Annotated in this window: 22 protein-coding genes and 1 pseudogene; 18 read left to right on the top strand and 5 right to left on the bottom strand. The window is 23.9% G+C overall.

The genetic code is table 4. The features are described 5' to 3' along the window. The first annotated feature begins 668 nt into the window (after positions 1-668). The 4 genes from AACL02_RS03510 (at position 669) to AACL02_RS03495 (ending at position 1,975) form a co-directional block, all read left to right on the top strand. A complete protein-coding gene (locus tag AACL02_RS03510; RefSeq protein WP_339042812.1) occupies positions 669-1,157 on the top strand; it encodes a hypothetical protein in 489 nt (162 codons plus the stop codon). Positions 1,158-1,291: 134 nt separating this feature from the next. Next, positions 1,292-1,447, top strand: coding sequence for a hypothetical protein (locus tag AACL02_RS03505; protein WP_339042811.1), 156 nt, complete (start codon positions 1,292-1,294; stop codon positions 1,445-1,447). Next, positions 1,437-1,649, top strand: a complete 213-nt coding sequence (locus AACL02_RS03500; protein WP_339042810.1) for a hypothetical protein — start codon at positions 1,437-1,439, stop codon at positions 1,647-1,649. Before AACL02_RS03505 ends, AACL02_RS03500 begins: the two co-directional genes overlap by 11 nt. 29 nt (positions 1,650-1,678) lie before the next feature. Beyond that, the gene (locus tag AACL02_RS03495) at positions 1,679-1,975 is read left to right on the top strand and encodes a transposase (RefSeq protein ID WP_339041697.1); all 297 of its coding nucleotides are present in this window, start codon (positions 1,679-1,681) and stop codon (positions 1,973-1,975) included. On the opposite strand, the gene AACL02_RS03490 is transcribed toward AACL02_RS03495, so the two are convergent. After that, entirely contained in the window at positions 1,961-2,782 is an 822-nt protein-coding gene (locus AACL02_RS03490) for an IS1595 family transposase (RefSeq protein ID WP_281748407.1), read from the bottom strand. The two genes, AACL02_RS03495 and AACL02_RS03490, sit on opposite strands and share 15 nt — an antisense overlap. Here AACL02_RS03490 and AACL02_RS03485 point away from each other — a divergent pair. Together AACL02_RS03485 and AACL02_RS03480 are read left to right on the top strand one after the other, a co-directional pair. Then, positions 2,728-2,904, top strand: coding sequence for a hypothetical protein (locus tag AACL02_RS03485; protein ID WP_339040681.1), 177 nt, complete (start codon positions 2,728-2,730; stop codon positions 2,902-2,904). The two genes, AACL02_RS03490 and AACL02_RS03485, sit on opposite strands and share 55 nt — an antisense overlap. Positions 2,905-2,945: 41 nt before the next feature. Next, on the top strand, positions 2,946-3,476 hold the full coding sequence (locus AACL02_RS03480; protein ID WP_339042809.1) for an IS3 family transposase: 531 nt from the start codon (positions 2,946-2,948) through the stop codon (positions 3,474-3,476). Positions 3,477-3,478: 2 nt separating this feature from the next. Here AACL02_RS03480 and AACL02_RS03475 read toward each other — a convergent pair. Then, positions 3,479-4,596 (bottom strand): IS3 family transposase gene (locus tag AACL02_RS03475; RefSeq protein WP_422397807.1). Its coding sequence is split into 2 segments (ribosomal slippage): positions 3,479-4,326 and positions 4,326-4,596, totalling 1,119 coding nucleotides; the frame shifts between segments, so codons are not numbered across the junction. A 69-nt stretch (positions 4,597-4,665) separates the two neighbouring features. Here AACL02_RS03475 and AACL02_RS03470 point away from each other — a divergent pair. The 5 genes and pseudogenes from AACL02_RS03470 to AACL02_RS03450 all read left to right on the top strand — a co-directional run. Further along, positions 4,666-4,959 (top strand): annotated as a pseudogene (locus AACL02_RS03470) (IS3 family transposase); the annotation flags it as partial. A 37-nt stretch (positions 4,960-4,996) separates the two neighbouring features. After that, on the top strand, positions 4,997-5,119 hold the full coding sequence (locus AACL02_RS03465; protein WP_339042808.1) for a hypothetical protein: 123 nt from the start codon (positions 4,997-4,999) through the stop codon (positions 5,117-5,119). A gap of 38 nt (positions 5,120-5,157) precedes the next feature. Beyond that, on the top strand, positions 5,158-5,292 hold the full coding sequence (locus tag AACL02_RS03460) for a hypothetical protein (protein WP_339042807.1): 135 nt from the start codon (positions 5,158-5,160) through the stop codon (positions 5,290-5,292). Between the two features lie 14 nt (positions 5,293-5,306). Then, positions 5,307-6,029: an ERF family protein gene (locus AACL02_RS03455; protein WP_339042806.1), complete on the top strand. Its 723-nt coding sequence runs from the start codon at positions 5,307-5,309 to the stop codon at positions 6,027-6,029. Further along, positions 6,022-6,249, top strand: coding sequence for a hypothetical protein (locus AACL02_RS03450; protein WP_339042805.1), 228 nt, complete (start codon positions 6,022-6,024; stop codon positions 6,247-6,249). The genes AACL02_RS03455 and AACL02_RS03450 overlap by 8 nt, the downstream gene beginning before the upstream one ends. On the opposite strand, the gene AACL02_RS03445 is transcribed toward AACL02_RS03450, so the two are convergent. Then, positions 6,236-6,988, bottom strand: a complete 753-nt coding sequence (locus AACL02_RS03445; protein WP_339042804.1) for an IS3 family transposase — start codon at positions 6,986-6,988, stop codon at positions 6,236-6,238. The genes AACL02_RS03450 and AACL02_RS03445 overlap by 14 nt on opposite strands. 24 nt (positions 6,989-7,012) lie before the next feature. Here AACL02_RS03445 and AACL02_RS03440 point away from each other — a divergent pair, with 24 nt between their 5' ends. Beyond that, positions 7,013-7,828, top strand: coding sequence for an IS1595 family transposase (locus tag AACL02_RS03440; RefSeq protein ID WP_339043539.1), 816 nt, complete (start codon positions 7,013-7,015; stop codon positions 7,826-7,828). 193 nt (positions 7,829-8,021) lie between these two features. Here AACL02_RS03440 and AACL02_RS03435 read toward each other — a convergent pair whose 3' ends face one another. Further along, positions 8,022-8,300 carry a transposase gene (locus AACL02_RS03435; protein WP_339042803.1) on the bottom strand — a complete coding sequence of 93 codons (279 nt, stop codon included), beginning with the start codon at positions 8,298-8,300 and terminating at the stop codon, positions 8,022-8,024. 184 nt (positions 8,301-8,484) lie between these two features. Between AACL02_RS03435 and AACL02_RS03430 the strand changes: the two genes are divergently transcribed. From AACL02_RS03430 to AACL02_RS03405, 6 genes are all read left to right on the top strand, one after another. Further along, positions 8,485-8,967, top strand: a complete 483-nt coding sequence (locus tag AACL02_RS03430; RefSeq protein ID WP_339042802.1) for a hypothetical protein — start codon at positions 8,485-8,487, stop codon at positions 8,965-8,967. Then, the gene (locus tag AACL02_RS03425) at positions 8,856-9,305 is read left to right on the top strand and encodes an IS1595 family transposase (protein ID WP_339042801.1); all 450 of its coding nucleotides are present in this window, start codon (positions 8,856-8,858) and stop codon (positions 9,303-9,305) included. The genes AACL02_RS03430 and AACL02_RS03425 overlap by 112 nt, the downstream gene beginning before the upstream one ends. Positions 9,306-9,406: 101 nt before the next feature. Further along, positions 9,407-9,613 (top strand): hypothetical protein, encoded by a 207-nt coding sequence (locus AACL02_RS03420; RefSeq protein WP_339042800.1) that lies wholly within the window; start codon positions 9,407-9,409, stop codon positions 9,611-9,613. Continuing rightward, positions 9,613-9,741: a hypothetical protein gene (locus AACL02_RS03415; RefSeq protein WP_338977469.1), complete on the top strand. Its 129-nt coding sequence runs from the start codon at positions 9,613-9,615 to the stop codon at positions 9,739-9,741. The genes AACL02_RS03420 and AACL02_RS03415 overlap by 1 nt, the downstream gene beginning before the upstream one ends. After that, positions 9,741-9,932, top strand: coding sequence for a hypothetical protein (locus AACL02_RS03410; protein WP_339042799.1), 192 nt, complete (start codon positions 9,741-9,743; stop codon positions 9,930-9,932). Before AACL02_RS03415 ends, AACL02_RS03410 begins: the two co-directional genes overlap by 1 nt. A gap of 118 nt (positions 9,933-10,050) precedes the next feature. Continuing rightward, positions 10,051-12,375: a ribosome-inactivating family protein gene (locus AACL02_RS03405; protein WP_339042798.1), complete on the top strand. Its 2,325-nt coding sequence runs from the start codon at positions 10,051-10,053 to the stop codon at positions 12,373-12,375. 50 nt (positions 12,376-12,425) lie between these two features. On the opposite strand, the gene AACL02_RS03400 is transcribed toward AACL02_RS03405, so the two are convergent. After that, complete coding sequence (locus tag AACL02_RS03400) at positions 12,426-13,664, bottom strand: IS256 family transposase (RefSeq protein WP_339043537.1); 1,239 nt, start codon at positions 13,662-13,664, stop codon at positions 12,426-12,428. Positions 13,665-13,719: the final 55 nt, after the last annotated feature.

Genomic DNA, 13,719 nt, shown 5'->3' with positions numbered 1-13,719 from the left:
ATTCTATGTTTGATTTAAAAATGTGGGGAGAAGTCCGTAGATAGGCTTTTCTCAGCATTTATGTGATAAAATTAAAATAGTACATAAAGGGAGAAAAGCCTAACTTTTTAAAAAAATTTAATACTGATTTAAAAAAAGTACTATCTATGAACCAACATGATTGATTAAATTTAGTTCATACAATACACACAGAAAATAGATATGGAAAAACTTTAATTTTGGATTTACAAAAAATTCGTGCTAATGCTATTAAATTTGATTTTAAAAATAATGTTATTCATCAACTTGTTTTAAAAGCAAATCGGGCGTATAAAGTTAATGGTTAGATTTAAAAAGAAGTTAAATGAGAGATAATACTCTCATTTTTTAATTGTTGAACAATTATAATTAATTATTTTATTAAACCAGCACTTTATTAAAGTAATTAATTATTACATAACTAAATAAAAAATTATGTAGGCTATTGTGCTGGAATTAACCAATAGTAATTTTTCTGTTGCTCTTTGAAAATTTCAGAAATTTTGGTTCCCTTCCTCTAGAACCCCTACCCTCCAAGGCTTTGCTACCTACAGTAGCATAAAGCCTTACGTATAGTAGATAAGTAGTTAGTAGTATATAAGCCTTTTATCACTGTAGGTGATAAGGCTTATACATAGAAAGGATTTGTAATGATTAATGTTAATTTAGATATTAAAAATAAAATTAAAGAAACAACTAAAGGTATGTTATTAGAAATTGGTGAATATGAAACATGATTTCCTATTAAAGATACTATTATTGATACAAAAAATAGAAAAATAGCATTAAAAATAATTGAAGATTTTTATTATAAATTAGGGAAAAAATCAATAACAAAAGATATTGAAAGTGTTAAAGGTAGTGATATTTTAAAATATATTAAAAATATTCCAAATATTAATACTACTGAAAACAAATTAATATCTTGTGAATTTTATGAAGAATATAATGGTTATTATATTTTTAAAAATGATAAAAATCAAGAATGTTTTAAATATAACATTATATGAGAACAAAATATGAAAAGTTTTAAAATCAATAATCCATATAATGATAATGATTTAGCAATAAATTATATAGTTACACCAATGAAAGATATAAAAACTCATAATGAAAAAATATTTTATTTAAAGTATTAAAGGAAATTAAATATGTTACTTAATGTTGAAAAAATAGAATTAATAAAAAATTTATGTAATGAAAAATTACTTAAAAATAAAAAATATATTGAAATACAAGAAATCTTAAAAATTATAGAAAGGGATTAATAATTATGTTGAATTTAAAAGAAGATAAAAGAATATATATAAAATATGAAGAAGAAAAAATATTTGGTTCATGTGATATTTGTCATAAAAATTCATCATATGGAAATAAAACTTGTAATAAATGTTTTTATAAATTAATAGGTGAAAAAAATGAAATGTAATATACATAATGAAAAATATATTTGAATTAGTGAAATAAATAATAGTTATTATTGTAATAAATGTATAAATGACATAATTGAAGAAGATATGTATTTAACAAGTGATAATTGAGATTATTTATATGAATATTATATTAATGAATTACAATTAGAAAATTTTAAAGGTGGATTGGTTACACTTTATTGGACACTAATTACGTAGACAAGTGAACAAAGAAAGGAACTATAATTATGGCCAATATTAACTCATATACCGATGAATTTAAAAAACAAATAGTAGCTTTATATCAAAGTGGCAAATCAGTATCTTGCCTTGCTAAAGAATATAATGTTACAAGAGCAGCTACTTACAATTGAATTAAGCAATTTACTAATTCAGGTAGTTTTAAAACTAAAGATAATCGTTCTGTTGAAGAAAATGAATTAATTAAGGCTTTTCTCCCTTTATGTACTATTTTAATTTTATCACATAAATGCTGAGAAAAGCCTATCTACGGACTTCTCCCCACATTTTTAAATCAAACATAGAATTACAGTTTCAAAACTAGGTATCTTGTTGAATTTATATGCAGCTTCTTTAGCATATAAATGAACATGATGTTTTGCAACTTTGATATGTGTTTTAAATGTTCTTCTTATATGTTTTCAAACTGATTCAATTTGGTTGGTATTTACACCAATTTTTGAAACATAGCCATCTTGATGGTTAACTGTTTCATGCTTAGTGAAAACTGATTTAAAATCGCAATATCCTTTTCAAGAATCAGTATATACAAGACATTTTGAAGAAATGTGGTTTTTTGCAAACTGCAAAAGATTTTTACTCTTTGCGTTTTTCAATACTTTCACAATTAAATTATTGGTTGTTTTTTGATAAATGCCAACAATCAAGGTTTTATTCACCAAGGATCTTCCTTGTTTTTTAAAACCCATATGTGAAAGATACATTTCATCAATTTGCACTGTACCTTCAACAATAAATTGAGGTTTTTGTTTTGCAATACGTGTTCTGATTTTATGAGTCATTCTTCAAGCAGTTTTCAAAGTCACTCCCAATTCTTTTGCAATATCTGTTGATGGAATTCCATGTTTGGTGTTTATTCATCTAAAGATAAGATAAAACCAAGATGTTAAAGATGTTTGTGACCTTGAAAATATGGTGCCTGTGAGAATGCTAAATGTTTGATTACATTTTAAACATCTCATTCTTTTTAAATCAGAAGTATTCAAATTAAAACTAAAACACCTAATACATTTGTTTTCTTTCAAATTTGCTATATATGCAAGACATTGCTGTTCAGTTTGAAAAGCATTGTTGAATTCATTCAGTTTCATTATTCCCTCCACAAGTACATGTGGGGAGAAGTCCGTTAATTAAATTAAGAAAAGAATTAAAACAATTAAGAATGGAAAATGATATTTTAAAGCAAGCAGCACTAATAATAGGCAGAAAATAGAAATTATTGTCAAAAATAAAGTTAAATATAAAATTCGCACAATGTGTCATTTTTTAAAACTCTCTAAATCAACATATTATTTTAATTTAAAGAAAAAAGAAAATAAAATTCAAAATAATATTTATGAACAAGCTGTTATTAGTGCTTTTAAAGAAAATAAAGAAGTTTATGGTACTAGAAGATTAAAAGTCATTCTAGAAAACCAAGAAATTTATTTATCAAGACGAAAAATTAAAGAAATTATGAATAAACATAATTTAATATCAAAATACACTAAATTATCATACAAAAATCATAATAACAAAGTTAACGATAGTCCAATAAACAATCTTGTTGATAGAAACTTTAATAATAGAGTTAAAAATGAAGTTATTGTTAGTGATTTAACTTATGTTCAAGTAAATGGTAAGTGAAACTATATTTGTTTATTAATTGACCTATTTAACCGCGAAATAATTGGACATAGTGTAGGTACTAAAAAAGATGCATCATTAGTATATCAAGCATTTATGCACTCAAATCGCTGTTTAAAAGATATTCAAATATTTCATTGGAATGGCAACCCTTTTTAGGACTATTTTTTGGTAGACATTTGTTTTTGATAATTAACTGGAGTTAAGTAGTTTAAAGTGCCGTGAATTCTTATGTTGTTATATCAATTGATGTAATCAAATAATTCGAATTTTAATTGGATTAATGATGTAAAATTTTTATCATTAATAAATTCGGTTTTGAAAGTTTTAAAGGTTGCTTCAGCAACAGCGTTATCATAAGGACAACCTTTTTTGCTTAAAGAGCGATTAATATTGAATGCTAGTAAAAGTTTATCAATAATTTTATTATTAAATTCATTACCGCGATCACTATGAAATATTTGAATATCTTTTAAACAGCGATTTGAGTGCATAAATGCTTGATATACTAATGATGCATCTTTTTTAGTACCTACACTATGTCCAATTATTTCGCGGTTAAATAGGTCAATTAATAAACAAATATAGTTTCACTTACCATTTACTTGAACATAAGTTAAATCACTAACAATAACTTCATTTTTAACTCTATTATTAAAGTTTCTATTAACAAGATTGGTTATTTGACTATCATTGACTTTATTATGATAATTTTTGAATGATAATTTAGTGTATTTTGATATTAAATTATGTTTATTCATAATTTCTTTAATTTTTCGTCTTGATAAATAAATTTCTTGGTTTTCTAGAATGACTTTTAATCTTCTAGTACCATAAACTTCTTTATTTTTTTTAAAAGCACTAATAACAGCTTGTTCATAAATATTATTTTGAATTTTATTTTTTTTCTTTAAATTAAAATAATATGTTGATTTAGAGAGTTTTAAAAAATGACACATTGTGCGAATTTTATATTTAGATTTATTATTTGCAATAATCTCTACTTTCTGCCTATTATTAGTGCTGCTTGCTTTAAAATATCATTTTCCATTCTTAATTGTTTTAATTCTTTTCTTAATTTAATTAATTCATTTTCTTCAACAGAACGATTATCTTTAGTTTTAAAACTACCTGAATTAGTAAATTGCTTAATTCAATTGTAAGTAGCTGCTCTTGTAACATTATATTCTTTAACAAGGCAAGATACTGATTTGCCACTTTGATATAAAGCTACTATTTGTTTTTTAAATTCATCGGTATATGAGTTAATATTGGCCATAATTATAGTTCCTTTCTTTGTTCACTTGTCTATGTAATTAGTGTCCAATAAAGTGTAACCCATCCAATTCATAGTGATCGCGGTAATGAATTTAATAATAAAATTATTGATAAACTTTTACTAGCATTCAATATTAATCGCTCTTTAAGCAAAAAAGGTTGTCCTTATGATAACGCTGTTGCTGAAGCAACCTTTAAAACTTTCAAAACCGAATTTATTAATGATAAAAATTTTACATCATTAATCCAATTAAAATTAGAATTATTTGATTACATCAATTGATATAACAACATAAGAATTCACAGCACTTTAAACTACTTAACTCCAGTTAATTATCAAAAACAAATGTCTACCAAAAAATAGTCCTAAAAAAGGTTGCCATTCCAAGGAGTGTAATAATATGCAAAATAAAGGTTTTCAAGATATTAAAAATGATTTACAAATATTTTTTAAAGATATTGAAAGTGGTAAATATGGTGAAAGAATTAAAGAATTATTTATGCAAAAAGAAAGTAGTGAATAAATATGGTAGCAGCACCTAAAAAGAAACCAGAAGATTTAATGATTAAACAAATTATTATTCATTTAAGATTTACTGAAAAAGATTATGAAAAATTAAAAGAAATTTGTGAAGAAAAAAATATGAAAATTAATGGTTTTATAAGAAGTTTAATTAAAAAAGCAATAAATAAATAGAAAGAGTGATTATAATGAATAATTTATATAAAAAAATACTTAAATTACAATTAGAAATTGGTAGTACACCTAAAAATGGTTTTAATAAATTTGGAAATTATAAATATTGATTATTAAGTGATATTTTTAATAAATTTAAATTATTATGTAAAGAATTAAATATTGTTATTACACATGAAGATATATTAACAACTGATAGAAAAATAAATTATTTAGATACTAAAGAAGTAGAAATAACTTATTTTAAAAGATATACAATTATTGATTTAGATAATGATAAAGAAATAAAATATTTTGATATATTAGCTTGTGCTAAAAATACAGATATAGCAAAAGCAAAAGGTAGTGCAGAAACTTATGCTTATAGATATTTTTTAATGAATTTACTTTTATTAAGTGAAGATGAACTTGACCCAGATAATGATAATGTTAATTTAATTCAAAATAATAAGCAACAAAATAATTATATTAATAATGTAAAAATACAAAATGAAAAATGAGAACCAAGTGAAAAACAATTAGATTATTTTGAAAAATATATGATTACAAATACAGTTTTATTTGATGAATGTATAAGAGAAGATATGGAAAGATTAAATCCAAGTAATAATAAAGATTTTTTAATCTTGATGGGTGAAAATTATTTAAAAATTTTATTTGATAAATTTAAAGAAATTCGTGAAAGATTTAAAAATTTAAAAAATAATAATAAAAATGAGTATAGAAATTATGAATAATTATTTACTTTCAGTAGACCCAAGTATAAAAAATACAGGTTTTACATTATGAGAAAATAAAAAACCAATTTGAATAAATAGTTATAGTTTTAAAAATTATAATTATGATTGAGAAAAAATACAAAAACAAATAAGTTATTTAATAGATATGAATAAATATAATTTATTAATGGAACGTGGTACTGGAATGGCAACCCTTTTTAGGACTATTTTTTGGTAGACATTTGTTTTTGATAATTAACTGGAGTTAAGTAGTTTAAAGTGCCGTGAATTCTTATGTTGTTATATCAATTGATGTAATCAAATAATTCTAATTTTAATTGGATTAATGATGTAAAATTTTTATCATTAATAAATTCGGTTTTGAAAGTTTTAAAGGTTGCTTCAGCAACAGCGTTATCATAAGGACAACCTTTTTTGCTTAAAGAGCGATTAATATTGAATGCTAGTAAAAGTTTATCAATAATTTTATTATTAAATTCATTACCGCGATCACTATGAAATATTTGAATATCTTTTAAACAGCGATTTGAGTGCATAAATGCTTGATATACTAATGATGCATCTTTTTTAGTAACTACACTATGTCCAATTATTTCGCGGTTAAATAGGTCAATTAATAAACAAATATAGTTTCACTTACCATTTACTTGAACATAAGTTAAATCACTAACAATAACTTCATTTTTAACTCTATTATTAAATTTTCTATTAACAAGATTGGTTATTTGACTATCATTGACTTTATTATGATAATTTTTGAATGATAATTTAGTGTATTTTGATATTAAATTATGTTTATTCATAATTTCTTTAATTTTTCGTCTTGATAAATAAATTTCTTGGTTTTCTAGAATGACTTTTAATCTTCTAGTACCATAAACTTCTTTATTTTTTTTAAAAGCACTAATAACAGCTTGTTCATAAATATTATTTTGAATTCGGACTTCTCCCCACATGTACTTGTGGAGGGAATAATGAAACTGAATGAATTCAACAATGCTTTTCAAACTGAACAGCAATGTCTTGCATATATAGCAAATTTGAAAGAAAACAAATGTATTAGGTGTTTTAATTTTAATTTGAATACTTCTGATTTAAAAAGAATGAGATGTTTAAAATGTAATCAAACATTTAGCATTCTCACAGGCACCATATTTTCAAGGTCACAAACATCTTTAACATCTTGGTTTTATCTTATCTTTAGATGAATAAACACCAAACATGGAATTCCATCAACAGATATTGCAAAAGAATTGGGAGTGACTTTGAAAACTGCTTGAAGAATGACTCATAAAATCAGAACACGTATTGCAAAACAAAAACATCAATTTATTGTTGAAGGTACAGTGCAAATTGATGAAATGTATCTTTCACATATGGGTTTTAAAAAACAAGGAAGATCCTTGGTGAATAAAACCTTGATTGTTGGCATTTATCAAAAAACAACCAATAATTTAATTGTGAAAGTATTGAAAAACGCAAAGAGTAAAAATCTTTTGCAGTTTGCAAAAAACCACATTTCTTCAAAATGTCTTGTATATACTGATTCTTGAAAAGGATATTGCGATTTTAAATCAGTTTTCACTAAGCATGAAACAGTTAACCATCAAGATGGCTATGTTTCAAAAATTGGTGTAAATACCAACCAAATTGAATCAGTTTGAAAACATATAAGAATAACATTTAAAACACATATCAAAGTTGCAAAACATCATGTTCATTTATATGCTAAAGAAGCTGCATATAAATTCAACAAGATACCTAGTTTTGAAACTGTAATTCTATGTTTGATTTAAAAATGTGGGGAGAAGTCCGTAGATAGGCTTTTCTCAGCATTTATGTGATAAAATTAAAATAGTACATAAAGGGAGAAAAGCCTTTGAATTTTATTTTTTTTCTTTAAATTAAAATAATATGTTGATTTAGAGAGTTTTAAAAAATGACACATTGTGCGAATTTTATATTTAGATTTATTATTTGCAATAATCTCTACTTTCTGCCTATTATTAGTTCTGCTTGCTTTAAAATATCATTTTCCATTCTTAATTGTTTTAATTCTTTTCTTAATTTAATTAATTCATTTTCTTCAACAGAACGATTATCTTTAGTTTTAAAACTACCTGAATTAGTAAATTGCTTAATTCAATTGTAAGTAGCTGCTCTTGTAACATTATATTCTTTAACAAGGCAAGATACTGATTTGCCACTTTGATATAAAGCTACTATTTGTTTTTTAAATTCATCGGTATATGAGTTAATATTGGCCATAATTATAGTTCCTTTCTTTGTTCACTTGTCTATGTAATTAGTGTCCAATAAAGTGTAACCCATCCATACTTTTCATTCAAAAAATGGTATTGGTTATGAAACACAAGAACATTTAAGAGCCTTTATTGCAGGACAATTTAATAAATTATCGGACTTCTCCCCACATGTACTTGTGGAGGGAATAATGAAACTGAATGAATTCAACAATGCTTTTCAAACTGAACAGCAATGTCTTGCATATATAGCAAATTTGAAAGAAAACAAATGTATTAGGTGTTTTAATTTTAATTTGAATACTTCTGATTTAAAAAGAATGAGATGTTTAAAATGTAATCAAACATTTAGCATTCTCACAGGCACCATATTTTCAAGGTCACAAACATCTTTAACATCTTGGTTTTATCTTATCTTTAGATGAATAAACACCAAACATGGAATTCCATCAACATATATTGCAAAAGAATTGGGAGTGACTTTGAAAACTGCTTGAAGAATGACTCATAAAATCAGAACACGTATTGCAAAAAAAAACCTCAATTTATTGTTGAAGGTACAGTGCAAATTGATGAAATGTATCTTTCACATATGGGTTTTAAAAAACAAGGAAGATCCTTGGTGAATAAAACCTTGATTGTTGGCATTTATCAAAAAACAACCAATAATTTAATTGTGAAAGTATTGAAAAACGCAAAGAGTAAAAATCTTTTGCAGTTTGCAAAAAAACACATTTCTTCAAAATGTCTTGTATATACTGATTCTTGAAAAGGATATTGCGATTTTAAATCAGTTTTCACTAAGCATGAAACAGTTAACCATCAAGATGGCTATGTTTCAAAAATTGGTGTAAATACCAACCAAATTGAATCAGTTTGAAAACATATAAGAAGAACATTTAAAACACATATCAAAGTTGCAAAACATCATGTTCATTTATATGCTAAAGAAGCTGCATATAAATTCAACAAGATACCTAGTTTTGAAACTGTAATTCTATGTTTGATTTAAAAATGTGGGGAGAAGTCCGTAGATAGGCTTTTCTCAGCATTTATGTGATAAAATTAAAATAGTACATAAAGGGAGAAAAGCCTAAATTATTAACAAAAAATATGTTAATAAGTCCTTCTTCATGAAAGAAATGATATATAGATAATAATATTACTAATATTTCTTTAAAAAATTGAAATAAAAAAATAAGTGAAGATATATGTTTTTATTTAAATGAAAAATATGAATGAAATATTAATATTAATAATCATGATGAAGCAGATAGTTTATTAATTGGTTGATATTATTTAAATAAGGAAAATAAATAATGAAAATAGAATTTGAAATGGATATTTTTACAAAAAATGCAATTATTGAATCATCAGAAAATTTAAAAAAATTAAAACAATTAAATATATCAATTAATTTATGTAATTGTAAAAAGGAAGATAATTAATGCAAAAACAAGAAAAAGTATTACTTAAATGTATTGTTAAAGGTTGTAATAGTAAAATATTACTTACTTTAAAAACTTTAGATATAGAAAGTAGTACAGAGCATTTTTTTAATATGTGTTATTTTCATAAGAAACAATTTAATAATAAAGTAAAAGAAATAAAAGAATATTATAAAAATAAAAAAGTTTAAACAAATATAAAAAAAATAATGGTGTAGAATAAAATCAAACTTAATATAAGTTTTTAACTCATTTACTTTAAAATAAAGTAAATGAGTTTTTATGTTTAAAATAAAGAGGTATAAAATTATGAAGTATTTTAATCCAAGTTATTGATTTAAAATGTGATTATTATCTGCACCACTTTTTAATTCTAAAAGTGAAGGTATATATGCTAAGTCAATTGATAATAAAAAGATTAAAGATTGAGTTAGCAAAAATACTACTAATATATCATTTTTAGAAAATCAAGAACTAAATTTATCATTATGAAATACTAATTTAACTACATATAATCAACATCACAAACATCGTCATCAAAAAAGTAGAAATAGATATAAAAGACAAAATCAACCAAAAATTTTCCAAACAACAATTATTTTAGAAATTTCAAATAATCCAATTGTTTTTTTTAATCAGTTAAATCAAATCAATAGTCAACTGCAGAGACAGAATATTATATTTCATATTAATGAAAATAATTCCAATATAAATCTTCCTATGTTTAGTTTTATAAATCAAAATTCACCATATAATTATTTTACTATAACTGTTAATCTTGTAAATGAAGAAAATGAAATTACTGGGTCAATGAGATGAGTTTATCGTTCAATAGATTTATATTTACAAGGATATATAATTAATCATTCATATAGATATTTCTCTGATGCTAGTTTGCAAAATGTTACAAATTATATAAATGATGTTAATAATAATATTAATTTAAATTTTGATGGAAACTATATTTCACTTGAACATTCTGGTAATTTTAATTGAGAAAGAATAGTAAGAGATATTAATAATATTTATAATAATAGAGAAGTTAGAAATAGTATTATTACTATTCCTTTAATTACATCAGAAAGTATGCGATTTCCAACAGTTCAATCAGCAATTAGAAATAGTTATAATCCTAATTTTATTATAGATTTTGATGATTTAAATAGAATACAAATGGTTTCTAATCATTATATTCCAAATTACAATCATCCTAATCAAATAGTTGCTCAAGGAAGAAATTGAGATTTCTTTCAACCAATTGTAACAAATTGAGATAGGAGTACACAAGAATCTGCTCAATTTCTAAGAGAAAATTCAAACACAGATATAAGAAATTTAGTAGAAAATTTTTTATCATTTTTAAATAATCGTAATCGTGTGCCTATTAATTGAAGTAATCCTCAGCCATTAAGAATAATGGTAGCTATATTTTCTTGAAGATTTCTAGAGTATTTGAATCAATGTAATCGTCGAATAAAAAGAATGGAAGAATTAATATGTTATGACCAAAATTGAACAAATATAAATAAATTAACTGATTATTTTTTGAATAATAAAGGAGAGCTTTATAGTTTATCTACAGATGAAATAAAACCCAATAAAGTAAATATCAAAGGCAAAGTAACAACAATACAAGTTTTAGATGAAAACAAAAAAGGCAAAAATTTAAAAGTAGGAGATGTTTATGTTGGGACTACAGAAGGACTTTATTTAATTCACAGAAAAGACTTTGTTTTTAAAGTAAATAATATTGATGATGAAATAAGTTCTATATCAATATTAAAAAATAATAAAAATTTTGTAACAACAAAAAAAGAAGAAATTTTTTATATAAATACAGACCATATAAATATATCTTATAAAGATTCTGTATATGCAGAAGGATTATTTGATTCTAAGATAAAAAGTTCTAATCTAGAGAAAGAAATAAAACTATATTATTTAAAAAGTAATAATAATTGAAACATGAATTTCAAACCTGACGTTAGTACACAAAATAATTATGATAAAATTGATTGAAACCTAAAAAAAATTAATCCCGTTGATAATTATGAAAAATTAGAATTTTTGGGTGATGTTTATTCTAATGGTTGAGGTGTTAAAACACAATGAGGTTCTTGAATTTATGATGGTAATCCAGCAAATCATAAACCAGAAAATACATATGATCTTGACTATTTTATGAAAAGTAGAAATAATAAATTTCATAAAATAATTGAAAACACAAAAAGTAATGACTATTCTATAGACAACAGTTTACAAAAATTTGATGATAATTATTTATCAGCGAAAATAGCAGTTCATCAAAGATTTGGTTTAACTTGATATTGAGAGGATGATAATTATTATTTAAAAATAGGTGCATCACAATACTGTAATTGATGAGCTTCTGAATCATCTCTTGAATGCTCTGTGAAACTTGGAAATGGAATTAGATTATATAATGATGATACATTTGAAACTCAAATTTCAAATCCTAATGATAGAAAAAGAAGAGAAATTTTTGAAGAAAAAAATGAACTTAAAAATGTAACTAAATGAACTGATGAGTTTACAAAATCTATTAATCATGAACAACATTTACCAATTGATAATAAACCTAATTTTTCTACAAGTAATATAACAAGTTTATAATTAAAATTTGAGGCTTTTTAATAATCTGTGTATCTTTGTTTTATAAAGTACTAGTTTAGATTAATTCTATCTTCAAATTTTATCATAAAATGAGCAATTGCTGTATTTCAATTTTGAATAGGCAATGTTCATTTTTTTGTTATATTTTCAATTGCCAAGTAAAATATTTTGAAAACTGCCATATCATTAGGAAAAACTTTTTTATTTCTGATGATTTTTCGTAATTGACTATTAACAGATTCAATAGCATTTGTAGTATAAATCACTCTTTTGATTTCTACTGGATAACTAATAAAAACCATTAAATTATCTCAATTTTTATATCAAGATTTAGTAATTTGAGGATATTGTTTATTTCATTTACTTTCAAACGATTCTAAAGCTTGCATTGCTTGTTCTTCACTACATGCACTATAAATTGGTTTTAAATCTGCAACTAGACCTTTTCGATGTTTGTATGAAACATATTTTAAACTATTTCTAATTTGATGAACAATGCATAATTGATGTTCTGTTTTAGGATAAACTGATTGTATTGCTTCTGACATGCCTGTTAAATTATAACTACAAGCAATAAGAATATCATTTAAGCCACGATTTTTCATTTCTGTGAAATTAGATAATCAAAACTTAGAACCTTCATTTTCACTAATTCATAATCCTAAAACATCTTTTTTGCCTTCTAAATCAACTCCTAATGCTATATAAACTGATTTGTTAATAATCCGTTTATCTTGTCGTACTTTAACTACTATACAATCAAAATAAACAATAGGATAAATACTTTCTAATGGTCGATTTTGTCATGCTTTAACATCATCAATAACATCATCAGTAATTTGACTAATAACACTTTCACTAATATCAGCACCATGATATAACTCTTGCAACTGCATTCTAATGTCAGATAATGTCATTCCTTTTGCATACAAGGAAAGAACTTGTTGATCAAAACCATCAAATCTTCTTTGCCTTTTAGGAACTATTACAGCAGTAAAATTACTATTGCGATCTCTTGGTACATCAATTTCAATTTTACCTTGTTGAGTTATTAATTTTTTTGAACTTGTACCATTACGAGCATTTTCAGTAGTACTATGTTGATTTTTTTCATATCCTAAATAATTTTGCATTTCAGAATTCAACATTTTTTCAACTAATCTTTTTGTTAATTCTTTATATAAACCGCCAGGTTTAAAAACTGTTGTTAAATCTTCAGTATTTTCTAGTAATAAATCTACTGCTTTTGATATTGGATGATTATTATTAAAGTTATCTTTTTTAGCCATCTGTAACTCACTCTTTCTAGTCATTTAATTATATTTACTAGAATTAATTAAACAT

The organism is Spiroplasma endosymbiont of Apeira syringaria (assembly GCF_964020205.1).
Taxonomy (GTDB): Bacteria; Bacillota_I; Bacilli_A; order Mycoplasmatales; family VBWQ01; genus Spiroplasma_E; species Spiroplasma_E ixodetis_A.
Note: the sequence above shows the minus strand (reverse complement) of the source record. Positions and strands in the feature narration are given on the sequence as shown.